This is a genomic window from Gottfriedia sp. NPDC057991, assembly GCF_042886615.1.
Lineage (GTDB): Bacteria > Bacillota > Bacilli > Bacillales > Bacillaceae_G > Gottfriedia.
This window is the reverse complement of record NZ_JBHVQN010000006.1, coordinates 67,234-80,745: the sequence shown is the minus strand read 5'-3', so window position 1 is coordinate 80,745 and position 13,512 is coordinate 67,234. Positions and strand designations below refer to the sequence as shown.

13 protein-coding genes are annotated in these 13,512 nt (G+C 32.3%); 3 read left to right on the top strand and 10 right to left on the bottom strand.

Annotated elements, in window-relative coordinates; genetic code table 11:
* Positions 1-1,090: 1,090 nt before the first annotated feature.
* The gene (locus ACFVR2_RS19210) at positions 1,091-2,341 is read right to left on the bottom strand and encodes an AraC family transcriptional regulator (protein WP_387365331.1); all 1,251 of its coding nucleotides are present in this window, start codon (positions 2,339-2,341) and stop codon (positions 1,091-1,093) included.
* A 154-nt stretch (positions 2,342-2,495) separates the two neighbouring features.
* Between ACFVR2_RS19210 and ACFVR2_RS19205 the strand changes: the two genes are divergently transcribed.
* Positions 2,496-3,254, top strand: a complete 759-nt coding sequence (locus ACFVR2_RS19205; RefSeq protein ID WP_387365328.1) for an SDR family NAD(P)-dependent oxidoreductase — start codon at positions 2,496-2,498, stop codon at positions 3,252-3,254.
* An 81-nt stretch (positions 3,255-3,335) separates the two neighbouring features.
* Here the strand turns inward: ACFVR2_RS19205 and ACFVR2_RS19200 are convergent, their stop codons facing one another.
* From ACFVR2_RS19200 to ACFVR2_RS19180, 5 genes are all read right to left on the bottom strand, one after another.
* Entirely contained in the window at positions 3,336-4,610 is a 1,275-nt protein-coding gene (locus tag ACFVR2_RS19200) for an ATP-binding protein (protein WP_387365325.1), read from the bottom strand.
* Between the two features lie 202 nt (positions 4,611-4,812).
* A complete protein-coding gene (locus ACFVR2_RS19195) occupies positions 4,813-5,790 on the bottom strand; it encodes a VanW family protein (RefSeq protein WP_387365323.1) in 978 nt (325 codons plus the stop codon).
* A 91-nt stretch (positions 5,791-5,881) separates the two neighbouring features.
* Positions 5,882-6,760: an aminoglycoside phosphotransferase family protein gene (locus tag ACFVR2_RS19190; protein ID WP_387365321.1), complete on the bottom strand. Its 879-nt coding sequence runs from the start codon at positions 6,758-6,760 to the stop codon at positions 5,882-5,884.
* Positions 6,761-6,805: 45 nt separating this feature from the next.
* Positions 6,806-7,255, bottom strand: coding sequence for a VOC family protein (locus ACFVR2_RS19185; protein ID WP_387365318.1), 450 nt, complete (start codon positions 7,253-7,255; stop codon positions 6,806-6,808).
* Positions 7,256-7,272: 17 nt separating this feature from the next.
* A complete protein-coding gene (locus ACFVR2_RS19180; RefSeq protein WP_387365315.1) occupies positions 7,273-8,451 on the bottom strand; it encodes a MalY/PatB family protein in 1,179 nt (392 codons plus the stop codon).
* Between the two features lie 313 nt (positions 8,452-8,764).
* Between ACFVR2_RS19180 and ACFVR2_RS19175 the strand changes: the two genes are divergently transcribed.
* Positions 8,765-8,953 (top strand): hypothetical protein, encoded by a 189-nt coding sequence (locus ACFVR2_RS19175; RefSeq protein ID WP_248266203.1) that lies wholly within the window; start codon positions 8,765-8,767, stop codon positions 8,951-8,953.
* 105 nt (positions 8,954-9,058) lie between these two features.
* Here the strand turns inward: ACFVR2_RS19175 and ACFVR2_RS19170 are convergent, their stop codons facing one another.
* The gene (locus ACFVR2_RS19170) at positions 9,059-9,670 is read right to left on the bottom strand and encodes a hypothetical protein (protein WP_387365312.1); all 612 of its coding nucleotides are present in this window, start codon (positions 9,668-9,670) and stop codon (positions 9,059-9,061) included.
* A 404-nt stretch (positions 9,671-10,074) separates the two neighbouring features.
* Here ACFVR2_RS19170 and ACFVR2_RS19165 point away from each other — a divergent pair, with 404 nt between their 5' ends.
* On the top strand, positions 10,075-10,692 hold the full coding sequence (locus tag ACFVR2_RS19165; RefSeq protein ID WP_387365310.1) for an RraA family protein: 618 nt from the start codon (positions 10,075-10,077) through the stop codon (positions 10,690-10,692).
* 72 nt (positions 10,693-10,764) lie between these two features.
* Here ACFVR2_RS19165 and ACFVR2_RS19160 read toward each other — a convergent pair whose 3' ends face one another.
* From ACFVR2_RS19160 to ACFVR2_RS19150, 3 genes are all read right to left on the bottom strand, one after another.
* A complete protein-coding gene (locus tag ACFVR2_RS19160; RefSeq protein WP_387365307.1) occupies positions 10,765-11,205 on the bottom strand; it encodes an NUDIX domain-containing protein in 441 nt (146 codons plus the stop codon).
* A 63-nt stretch (positions 11,206-11,268) separates the two neighbouring features.
* Entirely contained in the window at positions 11,269-12,348 is a 1,080-nt protein-coding gene (locus ACFVR2_RS19155; protein ID WP_387365304.1) for an NAD(P)H-dependent flavin oxidoreductase, read from the bottom strand.
* An 86-nt stretch (positions 12,349-12,434) separates the two neighbouring features.
* Entirely contained in the window at positions 12,435-13,391 is a 957-nt protein-coding gene (locus ACFVR2_RS19150; protein WP_387365301.1) for a S8 family peptidase, read from the bottom strand.
* Between the last annotated feature and the right edge of the window lie 121 nt (positions 13,392-13,512).

Genomic DNA, 13,512 nt, shown 5'->3' with positions numbered 1-13,512 from the left:
ACCACCAATTCCCTGTGTTTTTACTACTCAGCTTTACATACGAAGGAAATAGAAGAATAATAAAAAAACCAAATATAAAAGATAGCGAACACAAAGTTATAAAAACCTGTGTATCAAAAGAGATAAATTGTTTTTGATCACAATTGGAACAATTCACACCTTCCCTCGAGTAAGAAAGCTTCCACAATGTTTTCTTCTCCCATTTATAATTGCAATTTTGGCATCTTGCCATAATTCCCCTCCCTATTTACTTTTATTTAGTGTTTGTATACCATTTAAACCGTTTAAATCCCTTCTATCTTTATTTTTATTTGGGTGAAACATATAAAAAATCTACTATACAGCCGAACATGTTGTATAACAAATTCATGCGATAGTTGCTTAATGTTTTTAATAGGTTATTCGATTAATCCTTTTGAATTTTGTTATAAGCTCCCAAAGAACAGAAACAAAAATTAACGCTCCGACCTTACCATAAATATAGCGTTGGTCACAAAAATTCAATATTGTTACTATTAAAATGACTACAAGAGATATGCCTAAGGAAACAATATATGTATTGTTTTTCACCAACTTTATCCTCCTCAAATAATTTTAGCTCAGTATGTAATCTTCAACTAATGAATTGTATTAGTTCTACATGGTTATATAATTTAAACCGATTCGCTTCATTTTTATATATAAAATCTATACCATGTAAGAGAATTTTATAAGAAAGTTCGTTTTGAATAAAAAGGGCTCAGTAAATAAGAGCAAAAGCACCTAAATGACTTATGCGGAAGTAACAAACTCTAGTAACATTGGGGATGAAAATGCGGAAAATTGGTGAAAGAGAGAACGACGATATACTTCCAGGACTTATTGGTAATATTGTTGTAGATACCAATATCATCCCGTGTTTTCTTTACATTGAAATCAGAAGGTTAAAAGAAAAATATATCCACATAGCTTTAAAAATGTAGCTGTCTATGCCGGTTCAATGAATGAATGAGCAAAAGATCCATCATTATCACTAGAAATTAAATAAGTATATGTTGTGAATGCTGGTATACCTATTTGATCTGTTGCTCAAATTTTCATTGATAGATAATTATGACGATGTATGATCGGAAAAATGATTATTTCTAAACTGCTTGGGGGTTAAACCTGTGTATTTCTTAAAGATTTTTATAAAATAACTTTGGTCGTTGAAATTTAGCGATGTGCCGATGTCTGAAATCGAATAATTTGTTAATAGTAATAGCTTTTTTGCTTCGTCAATTCGTTGCCGTTGAATGTATTCACTTATTAGTATACCAACTTCTTTTTTAAAAACTGATGATAAATAATTTGGGCTTAAACGACACATATGTGCAAGTTGATCAAGTGTGATATCGTCATAAAGATGGTCATAAATATAATGTTGACAAGCTGTAATTGATGGAGAAAATCTTTCATCATTTAATTGGTGCACACGTTTGGTAAAATCCATTATCGCTTCTTCCGTTAATGTTAATATTGCTTTTAAGCTTCCTAATTCCTCGAGTTGTTGAATATAGAAATCACTTAAGGTAAAGGCAGTTTCATCATTTAAACCACCTTCAATGGCCGCTCTGCAAACAAGGGCAATCCCAGTTATCATTAAATTCTTTTCACTTCTTAGGCGATTTCGTTTCGACAATAACCCTAACTCCGCCTCACCGATTATAGAGTAATCGAAAATATCCTTTAATTTATCGATCCTTCCGTTTTTGACATAATCAAGCAAAACCCGTTCATATGAAAGATTGGAATGAAAAATAAAATTCCTTCTCCCTTTTGAAAGCTCAAGTTCCGGATTCTCTAATACAATCATATCAAGGTTCAATGATTCATTGTTTTGGATGACCATCGTTTTATCAAGCTTTTTATGATACATCAAATAATAAACCAATAGACTAATCGTTAGGAATTGTTGACTATCAATAATGGGGATTGAATGATAGTATTCAATGAGTTTCCTTTTATTAAGATTTCCATTAAAAGCATCTATGATCTTGTTAATCATTTCACCTGATATTTCTGACTCAAGAGTAGGACCTAAAACAATGGTACCTAAAAATAGATTCGTTTTTTTAAGATTAACAAAGAAAAAGTTCAAATTTGAATTAGAGAAGAATATAGGAAAATCCTTTGGATTATCTTCATAAGTATACACACTTATCTGCTCTTTGAACGGACTGTAATATGGTTGACCCCGTAATTCTCTACTTGAAAAATCGTATTCAATCTCACCAAATTGATTGACATAATAAACAGGTATTTTATGAACTTTATAAATTAGCTCACATATATATTGTAAATCTTGTATTGCTATTTCCATTTATTCTATAAACTCCATTCAATATTTTTTAATTCTGTCCATTTTTAAAAACTATATTTAATAAATACTATTAATCGTAAGATAATACAATAAACATTTTTAAACAAGCAATAAAATGATTCTTGTAAGAAGAATAAGCAGGGAGGAATTAAACATGGAATTATCAAATAAAATTGCTGTCATAACTGGTGCAGGAAGTGGAATCGGTAGAGCAAGCAGTTTGAAACTTGCTAGTAACGGTGCAACAGTTGTATTAGTCGATTTCAATCAGGAAACAGGAGAAGAAACGTTAAAACTTGTGAAAGAACAAGGTGGCGAAGGCATCTTCGTCCAGGCAGATGTCTCGAAAACTGAGGATGTGCAAAATTATGTAAATAAAGCAGTCGAAACATTTGGACGTATTGATATATTTTTCAACAATGCAGGTATTATCCAAAAGTTCGCACCTTTCATTTCAGTAGAAGAATCCGAATTTGACCGCATTATGTCGATCAATGTAAAAGGGGTTTTCCTTGGAATGAAATATGTGTTAAAAGTGATGGAGGAGCAAGGAAGTGGGTCTATTATTAATACTGCTTCTACTGCAGGGGTTCGTCCTGAACACAGTGTAGCAGTATATTCTGCAAGCAAACATGCGGTTGTAGGCTTAACGAAGGGCGCTGCATTAGAATATGCGAAAAAAGGAATTCGCATTAATGCACTTTGTCCAGGAGGTGTGAAAACAGCACTAACAACAAGTGTTGAAGCTCAGTTTGCAACAGGTGGTTACATTCCAGAAGACCTTCCAAATATGAGAATGGGTCGTTATGCTGATCCAAAAGAACTCGCTGAAATGGTTGCTTACTTAGCATCAGACAAAGCAAGCTATATGACCGGTTCAATTGTTCTTGTAGATGGCGGGCTAACTTTATAGTCAATAAAAGCATCGAGTAGGATTCTTTCCATTTAATAATTAGGGGCGGTCATGACTGCCCCTAATTTATTTTTTGCTCACTTATTCAAAAGAAAATCCCACAGTTTGATTCTTTTCCCAATTTTGCTTTTTTTGTTTACGTAAAATTAATCTCATTTCGTCGCATAGTCGATTGATATCTACTTTTTGTTCACAGTCCCATTCAATTATGATTGAAATATATAATTCATTTAATTGAGCATAAGAAAAGTCATTCGTTAAATCGATTAGTTGCTGTAATTCTTCATTATTTAAAATGCGATTTAATTTTTTCTTTTGTAAATAGTCAGAACGCATTTCTTTTGATGGTTGTTTAATTTCATATGCACGATCAAATCTTCCAGAGCGATTCATTAAAGCTGGATCGATTCTTTCAGGATAATTAGTCGTTCCAATTAAAAATAAACCTTCTTTAGAAGTTGCACCATCGATTGTGTTTAAGAATACCGAGCGAACCGAAGCAGGCATACTGTCAATATCCTCGATTACTAGTACCATTGGTGTTAATTTTAACACCGAATTAAAGACTTCTTTAATTGTGTAACTTGATGTATATTCAGTAATTTGCCAATATGCAACCGGCGCGTTAATACTACTTGCAATTGATTTTACTAATGTTGTTTTTCCATTTCCAGGATTTCCATATAATAAAAATCCTCGTTTATATGGGATATCATATGATTTAAAGAAATCTCGACCTTCATTAAAGAAATGGTCAATTGATCGATAAATTTCTCTTTTTAATGATTCTTCTAAAAATACATCTTCTCTTCTTACCATTTTTGTTATATTTTCAATTGACGTTTCAACACCATCATCTGTATCTGTATAGACTGTTACATAATTTTTAATATAATCTCGTTTTCTTTTAAGGACGTATTGAAAAAAGGATGCAAGACATGAATCATTTTTAGCAAAAATCAGGTCTCTATTATATTGATTATCCGCTTCAAAGATCATCGCTTTAGATAAAGCTACTCCGTAATTCGGATAATAAAATAATCCATTTTCAACCCTTGGCTTAATGATGAGTTCCATCTTTTTATCAGTGTGATTCGAAGAAATAGTTTTTGTTTCAAGCTCATTATAAATATGGCTGATTAATTGAACCTCACTCGATTCCTCTTTAAGATCTTCTTCTAGAATTTCCCAGATTTCATTTGTTGTATCCTCATCTGAATACATATGGAAATCTACCCCAAATGTATCAAATAGCTGACTTTGAATAGTTGAAATGATCTTTCCGTAATCGTAGTAATAAGGTAAAGTATTTCGTTCCATATCCTTCGAATCAAATAAAACATTTATTTTTGTCATGCAATTCTCCTTTGTTTTCCAATCTTTCTTATAATTCTAAATCCTTAGTTTCTATAAGTCTAGTATTGAAAGGATTAGACTTTCATTATTTTTATTAAGTTCGATTAATTGAGCTTCATAAAAATTGTGAAGACCTAAAAAACACAAAAAAAACCACAAGGATAATTTTTCACTTGTGGATTTACTTTGTATGTATTAATTTTTAATCCCCTACAGACTTATGAGGTGGAATTATTTTTCCTTTTCTAGAAGGATTTGAAAAATTTTTGTCCTCTTCTGTATTTATTTCTTCTGGTAAACGCGTTGGAGCTATAGGTACATTTTTTATTTCATAATTGATAACATCGGAAGAATGAAGCGTAACAATCATACTTCCACCATATTGTTTTGCCCGAATTAGAATAGGCTGATTATATTTATTTTGAAAACGGAAGTCTGGACCATACCAACTAACTGTAGCATCACGTCCTGCTGGTACATAATGTACTCGTCTACTATGGGAATATCTTTCAATAATTTTTAGACCAGCACGATCTACTGCATTAAACAGGGTAGAAGACACTTGACATATTCCTCCTCCAACTCCTTCAGACAATTCACCCTTTACAATGACTGGTGCACGTTTGTATCCCTTTGCTCCACTTCTCTCTCCTACTACCTTATTAAAAGAAAAAACTTCATTTGGAAAAACTACGTAATTATCAATTGCTTTTGCTGCAAGTGAAATATTATGTACTCGACTTTTATTATTCGAATTAAAGTAGGTTACATATTGTCCAATTTGTTGAATTCTAATATGAGCTAATAATTCACTATCAACTTTAGGGTAAATATCTAACTCTGGTACTTCAATTTCAGATGGTCCTTTACTATAAAAATATGTAATAAATTTATCCTTGAACTCTTTTTTATAAAGCCTGTATCCTACCTGACCTGGTACGATCCTACCTTGTTCATTGATTGTCGCATTTATAGGATTACGGTAAATTTGTTGATCAAGTTTCCCCATAAATTGAGTAAACTTTTTATCGTTTATCATTGGTGTACCTGGAAGTGACATTGTAAAATCTTCACGATTAACTACGGCAATCGGATGACCCTGTTGAATAACAGTTAAGCTGTCGGGTAGTTCAACTGATTGCGTCATTAATAAAAAACTAGCTAGTAATTTTTGTAACATAGTCGGAAAACCTCCCAACATTAGTATGAACAAGATGTAATACAAAATACAAAAAAAACGAGTTACTATTAGGCAACTCGTAAATTTTTCATCAAGATTTGAAATCGTTCATGATGACATTAATCGTATTAAATGATTCTTCTCTTATTGATGTAGTACTCTCTTTATTCGCATTAAATGTAATTAAAGCCTTCCAGAGAGCCCAGCCCCTTGCTCTATTCCAAGTATTATCATCAAAGTTTAAAACGTTTTTAAAAACTTTTCTACTATGAGTATCGAAAAATGTCCATGCCATTGCGGCATCACATGATGGATCACCTACTCCTAGTATTCCAAAATCAATGACTGCACATAGCTTGCCATTTTTAACAAGTAAGTTTCCAGGCGCAATGTCGCCATGTACCCATACTTGTTCTCCCTCCCATTTGGATCTGAGAGCTGTTTCCCAAATTTCTGTTAGTAAATCTTTGTTAAAAATCTCTTTTGTTTGATTTATTGAATCACTAGTTTCTTGGTCGTAAACAGCCAAGTTTCCACCTCTAAAGAAATTATGCTTTCCTGCAATCGGCCCTCCATGGGCATCAATTGACTGAAACTCATTTAAAAATTGCCCTAAATCTTTTGCAAAATGATTTAAATCACTTATATTTTCTTTACTCGAAGTTTCTCCATCAATCCATTCATTGATCGTCCATGGCCAAGGATAGTATTTACTTGGACTTCCTTTTGCTAACGGTTTAGAAACTGGTAAACTTAATTTATTCGCTAAAATAGGTAACCACTTATGCTCTTTTTCAACTTGGGGAACGTAGCATTCTGCGCTTGGTAATCTTACACTCATATGATCCCCTAAATGGAACGTTCTGTTATCGTTGCCACTTAATTCTACAGGCTTTATTTCTAAGAGAGACCAAATTGGAAATTGTTCTTTAATTAATTGTTTTACTAATTCAACATTTATTTTATCCATCTAATCTCCCCTCTTTTGCTATCAAACTAATAAATTATTTGTAATTTATTTTTGAGTGATCAATATAAATGTAACGCCGAACTTGTCTGTTACTGTTCCGAATGCGGGACTAAATGGTACTGCTTCTAACGGGGCAATGACATGCCCATCTTGTTGTAATGAATTAAAAATTCGCTTTGTTTTTTCTACGCTATCGATCGAAAGATTAATCGTGACTTCTACTTTTTTATTTTCATAATTAGGTGTATTTTGTTGAGAATCTTTGTACATATCTGGATTCGATTGAATCGGGGCATCGAATAACATAAGGTCACTTTCCCCGATTTTTAAAATTGCATTTGCAATACTATTTTTTAATGCTTCTGAACAAGGAATTGGCAGTTCTCCGTACGTTTGCATATTAAGAATCTCTGCTTCAAGTTCTCTTTCATAAAAATGAACTGCTTCTTTAGCGTTACCACTCATTACAATACATGGTGTAATTTTTAACGTCATAAATGCCATCTCCCTCTCTATTTCATCTTAGCTTTTACAGCTTTCTCTAATCGTGTCATGGCTTCTTCTAATGTTTTACGTGTGCAAGCGTAATTCAATCTCATAAAACCATCTCCATTTATTCCGAAACCGCGACCTTCATTTAAACCTAATTTAGCATCATTAATCATAAATGAGTTCAATTGGTCACCTCTTAGACCTAAACCTCTAAAATCAAGCCATCCTAAGTACGTCGCTTCTGTAACTCTCATTTTTACACCTGGAATATTTGTTTTTAAGTAATTATGTATAAACTCCGCATTTCCTTTTAAATACATCAATAATTCATCGAGCCATTTTTCACCTTCGTTATAAGCTGCTATAACTGCCTCAATTCCAAAAATATTTAAGTTTTCTAAACTCGAACGAGCAATTGCATGAGAAAATTCTGTAAATAATTCTTGATTTGGAATAACAGCAAGTGACGAAAATAAGCCTGCAATATTGAATGTTTTGCTTGGCGACATAAATGTAATACTCATATTTGCCGCATCTTCACTTAATGAATAAAAAGGTGTGTGACTACCTTTCTGATAGACTAAGTCAGAATGAATTTCATCTGCTATTACAACAATTTTATTCTTTTTACATATTTCAAACAAACCTGTTAATTCCTCTTTTGTCCAGACTCTTCCAACAGGATTTGCAGGACTACATAAAATAATCATTTTAGTTTTAGACGTAATTTTATTTTCTAGATCTTCTAAATCCATATAATAATAACCATCTTCTTCAATTAAAGAATTTTCGACTATGTTTCTTCCATTATTTTTAATAGTACTGAAAAATGGAAAGTAAACTGGAGGCTGAATGATGATTTCATCACCAGGTTTTGTGAAAGCATTAATGGCTAAATTTAACGCTGGAACAACACCTGGTATATTAGTTAACCATTCTCTTTTTAACGATGTATTATAACGTTTACTTGCCCAATTCATTGCTGATTCAAAAAATTCTTCTGGTATGTGTCCATAACCATAAATAGGATGTTGAGCTCGTTTCGTTATAGCCTCTACAATCCCTGGTGCACAAGCAAAATCCATATCGGCAACCCATAAAGGTAGTACTTCCGTACATCCAAATACTCGATCAACTGAATCCCACTTTGTACTATTTGTATTTTTTCTATTATGTTCTTCATTAAAGTTAAAGTTCATTTTAATCCTCCACCATTTTTCGATCATTTTTGATTAAGATTTTACTACTTTTATCCAGTATATAGTTTATCAATAGTATTTTCGTAATCATAATTACTATCCAAATTATACTATTCCGCTAGAAAATTCAAATTTTAATATTTATTTAAAAGGTGAAGTATGAAATGTCTGGCCAGGACCAACACTTTTTTTAATGGTGGGGTTTATTTCAATCTTTTATTAGATGACTATATATATTCAAAAAAATTGATCTATTTTTTTCATAAAGTTAGCAAATAATAATTAACATCTAATTGTGAATGGAGGCTCTGTAATGAAAAAAGAAGATGAATATACTGATGATATGAATCAAATATTAGAAATCATCAATGCAAAAGGTGATACTGGTGAATTACTTGAAATTGTAGACAAATATAAACAAGCTGAAAATCCAGAATGTAATCATGATCTTTTTTATCAAGAACTAAGAGTAATTGCTGAGGATAGTGCAAAAGAAGATTAAAATACAGTAGGTTAAATGAGTAGTGGAACGATATTCGTTCCACTACTTATTACTATTTTTACAAATCGAAACTACATTGAACCTTTTTATGTATTACCGATAAATTTACAAGCTATATTCTTCAGTTGGAATTTTGCCTTTTAAAATATCATATTCAGCTTTCATTTCACCAAACTTTTGAGGATTTCCATGGTCCGGTGCATAATCAGGGTGCCAAAGCTTAGTATATTCCCTCATTTGTTTCTTCCAAACTTCAGCACTATCATTCGGATTGAAATACTTGAAATTGTGTTTTTTATTTTTCTTGATTGAAGTAGAGTAATTTCTTAAATACTCTTCCCAGACTCTAGCCCAATCAACTATTTTCTTTTTATATTCTTTTGCTTTCTCGGCATTTTTCCTTTTTTCTTCTTTCTTCCAATCTTCCATTCTTTGACTAAAATCTTTAATCCCTTGTTTTGAGTTTTGCCATCTTAGCTCGGCATCTCTTATTTCTTGATCTGTAATTTCATCAAATAGATTTTCGTCATCAAGTACTTCATTAAGATCTTCTTCATTTTCTTTTAAATTTATATGAAGGTCATACATTTCTTCTATCATTTTTTCGATTAATTCTGCACTAGTTTTCCCTGTAAGTTGGGATAGCTTTTCCAGTTTTTCAGTGGATTCTATTTTAACCTTGTGTGTTAAATAGACGTATTTATTTTTGTTTCTCAAGCACCTCAACTCCTTAATTAAATGTTACTATACAAGGGTAAATCTAACTATTAAATAATGAAGTCAAACATGTTACATTACATTCTCAATAACCTCAATTAAATGAAACAAGAATGTTCTATATATAGTTTAATATAAAATATTATTAATAATGTATTGATAATCAATCGTATTCATTGTTTACAGGAACTATTTAAGTATTTGAATTCAACATCAAACATTTCTATATTTATTAACTGATTAACGATTTTATTTTTTATTACCAACTTATTTTATTCGATATTAATCTATTGCACCCTTTCTTAATTCAATAATTATTTTTTATCAAGCTTAATAATTTTTTCGAAATTCTCACGAGAACAAATTATTTATATAATTTTATTAAATAAATGATTTATAAGGGAGTGATTTCTATTATTAATCAATTTAAAAACATACCAACAACTTGTATTTCAGATGTAATGGATGGACTAAATAATATGGATCCGTCAATAAAGCCTTTAAAAGAAGAATATAGATTTGCTGGAAGAGCACTGACTGTTAAAATCCCTGTTGGCGATAATTTAGCTGTATTGAAGGCAATTCGTGAAGCAAATCCAGGCGATGTTATCGTAATCGATGCAAAAGGGGATCGATACCGAGCAATTGCAGGAGACTTTGTTGTTGGGATGGCACAAACAATGGGTGTTAGTGCCATAGTTGTTGATGGGGTAATCCGAGATATCAGCGGTATTAAAAAATTAAATTTCCCTGTATTTTGTAAAGGAACAACTGTAGCTGCAAGTGGAAAGATTGGAGTAGGCGATATTAATATTCCAATTTCCTGTGGAGGTACATCAGTTAACCCAGGTGATCTCATTGTTGGTGATGCAGATGGAGTAGTTGTAATCCCTCAATCGGAAGCAAAAACGATTTTGGAAAAATCTTTAGATAAAATAAAAAAAGATGAACAAAGAGAAGAACAAGTATCTGGGAATATTGAAGCTATAAAGTCTTATATTGATCGTATGCTTCTAAAGTAATAGATAAAAAATACAAAAAAGGTTCTAAATATAGGTTCTTCAAAAAAACCTATTAGAACCTTTTTTACTTGTCTAAAATTTTAATTTTTTCAACTGACTTTTAATAAACGGATCTAGATCATCAGGCAATTGACTTAAATGAAAGAATTGCACTTCAATTGATTGATTTTGATCTCGACAAATTTCATTTTCGAAATCTGTACAAATATAACCAATTGCTACTGTATGATATTCATCTCCGCTTCCCTCAACTTTATTTATGAATTCTGCTCCAGAATATACTCCAATTAATGATAAAGAATTTAACTTAAGACCAATATCTTCGAGAACAGATCGCTTAATACATTCTTCAACAGATTCATTTAATTGTAATATCCCACCTGGTATACCCCAATTACCTCCTCCATATTGAAGTAAGATTTCACCTTCAGAATTTAAGATGGCAACGCTCGGACGAACAATAATTAAAGGTGCACTTCCAATCTTTTCTCTCATACCTTCACAATAATTCATATAGCCTCCTAATCTGAAATCTTAGTACGTATCAATTTACATAGAATTTAACTTTATTTTTCACTAAAAATCTCGAATAATTTTTTTAGCTTCATCCATTATTTCATTTATTAAGTTTTCTACCGTTTCCTTTTTAGATAATCTAGGACTTTGTCCCGACCAAAGTGACATAAACTCTTTATTACTTTGTACCGAGGATGCTTTTCTCATCGTTTGGGTAATCGTATTTTGAACGGGAAACTGTGGTAAATCAGCTTCGTATTTTTTCATTTCGGTAATAAATTTATTTTCGATTCCTCTTGCCCATTTTCCTGAAAATGCACGAGTCAAAACTAACTGGTCTTCGGTAGAATTTAGAATAGCATCTTTATGTATCTCATGAGCCCCACTTTCAATGCTGGTTAAAAAAGCCGTACCCATTTGAACAGCTTTCGCCCCTAAACAAAGTGACGCCATTAAACCTCTTCCGTCCATAATTCCTCCTGCTGCAATTACAGGAATACGAACATGATCAACTACTTGTGGAATTAGCGACATTAATCCAATTAAACTTTCCTCATTCTCGTTTAAGAAATTACCTCGATGTCCACCTGCTTCACTACCTTGAACGACAACAAGATCCATTCCTGATTTCTCAATTTCAATCGCTTCATTTACAGTAGTTGCTGTTCCAATCAAAATAATATTATGCAGCTTTAACTCGTTTATCATTTCCTTTGTAGGTATACCGAATGTAAATGAACAAATAGGAACACCTTCTTCAATAATCACTTTTATTTGTTCGTGAAATGTATCATTAAAACGATTAAAATTTTGAACTTGTATGCGATCATTTTGTTTTATATTTAATTCTTCATTGAAAGATTGTAATAAATCCATAGATTTAGACATTTCATTCTCGTTAACTATAAAATCATTTGGGACAAATAAATTAATTCCGAAGCTATTATTAGTTAACTTTTTGATTTCTCTAATTTGTTCACGTATTTGTGATGGAGTCATATAGCCTGCTCCAATTGTACCTAAAGCTCCACAATTTGATACTTCAGCTACAAAATTTGAAGTTGTGATTCCCCCAGCCATCGGAGCTTGAATAATTGGATATTCTATATTTAAAAGTTCGGTTATTTGATTTTTCAACATTCATTTCACCTCTATTAATTTTAACTTTTTTCTATTCACCAAAAAAGTCCCGAATAGTCTATCAACACTACCCGGGACTTTACCTATTATTTTATTACATTCGTAGATTTTGAGGGTACATTTACGCCTAGATTTAATAGTCCATGCCCTTCCTCAAACGTACTGTATCCGATTGGTACTGTATGACTTATTAGAAGTTCGAACAAATCTGGTTCAGTAATTTTCTCATTATTCTCAGACTCAAACAGTTGAATTAACAATGCAATTGCCCCTGATACATGTGGCGTTGCCATTGATGTACCAGAAAGAACAGCATATTGATTTGTCGGATACGTCGAAAGAATCTTTTCTCCTGGAGCAACTAAATCAATTTCATCATTTGTATTACTAAATTCGGATAATCGTTTTTGAAGACTTACGGAACCTACTTCTATAACTTCATCGTAAGCACCTGGATAGCTATATTCATTGGTTGAGCCATCCCCATCACCTTCGTTACCTGCTGCGCATACAACGGCTATATTTTGTTCAACCGCTCTTTGAATCGCTTCATGTAACGAAGAATCATCCCCTGGACCACCTAAAGACATTGAAATCACTCGAACAGTTTCTCCATTAGAGCCTTTCCAATTCGTCGCATAATCAATAGCCTGTACAATTGATTCAATGCTTCCTTCACCAGCACCAGTTAGTACTTTTAAAACGAGAAGTTTTGCTTTTGGAGCTACTCCAACTACCCCTTCTCCATTTTCAGAAGCTGCAATCGTCCCACAAACATGTGTACCGTGACCGTTATTATCTAAGAATACGTTAGGGTCCCCACCGTAATCTTCAGTAAAATTATATCCACCAATAATTCGCTCTTGTAAATCAGGGTGGTCTGTCTGACAGCCTGTATCGATAACTGCTACGACCACGTCTTCCCCTTGACACCCTTTTTCCCAAATAGATTTAGCTTCAATTAAACTAACACCAGGTGGTACTTCGTTTGTACTACCTTTAACTTCTTCCAGCTTGTAAGGAATTAATCTAAATTTAGACATGCCTACCAACTCCTTTTTGGGATTTATTCATAAAGGATAAATCTTTGAGGTATAGATTAATATTCTATATCCATCCATAATTTCCCTTTAAACTAATTCAACTTTATTTAAAATTAATTCT

Bases quoted from the DNA above. Each gene is read 5' to 3' on its own strand.
- ACFVR2_RS19210 (WP_387365331.1), bottom strand. From the start codon at position 2,341: ATGGAAATAGCAATACAAGATTTACAATATATATGTGAGCTAATTTAT.
- ACFVR2_RS19205 (WP_387365328.1), top strand. From the start codon at position 2,496: ATGGAATTATCAAATAAAATTGCTGTCATAACTGGTGCAGGAAGTGGA.
- ACFVR2_RS19200 (WP_387365325.1), bottom strand. From the start codon at position 4,610: ATGACAAAAATAAATGTTTTATTTGATTCGAAGGATATGGAACGAAAT.
- ACFVR2_RS19195 (WP_387365323.1), bottom strand. From the start codon at position 5,790: ATGTTACAAAAATTACTAGCTAGTTTTTTATTAATGACGCAATCAGTT.
- ACFVR2_RS19190 (WP_387365321.1), bottom strand. From the start codon at position 6,760: ATGGATAAAATAAATGTTGAATTAGTAAAACAATTAATTAAAGAACAA.
- ACFVR2_RS19185 (WP_387365318.1), bottom strand. From the start codon at position 7,255: ATGACGTTAAAAATTACACCATGTATTGTAATGAGTGGTAACGCTAAA.
- ACFVR2_RS19180 (WP_387365315.1), bottom strand. From the start codon at position 8,451: ATGAACTTTAACTTTAATGAAGAACATAATAGAAAAAATACAAATAGT.
- ACFVR2_RS19175 (WP_248266203.1), top strand. From the start codon at position 8,765: ATGAAAAAAGAAGATGAATATACTGATGATATGAATCAAATATTAGAA.
- ACFVR2_RS19160 (WP_387365307.1), bottom strand. From the start codon at position 11,205: ATGAATTATTGTGAAGGTATGAGAGAAAAGATTGGAAGTGCACCTTTA.
- ACFVR2_RS19155 (WP_387365304.1), bottom strand. From the start codon at position 12,348: ATGTTGAAAAATCAAATAACCGAACTTTTAAATATAGAATATCCAATT.
- ACFVR2_RS19150 (WP_387365301.1), bottom strand. From the start codon at position 13,391: ATGTCTAAATTTAGATTAATTCCTTACAAGCTGGAAGAAGTTAAAGGT.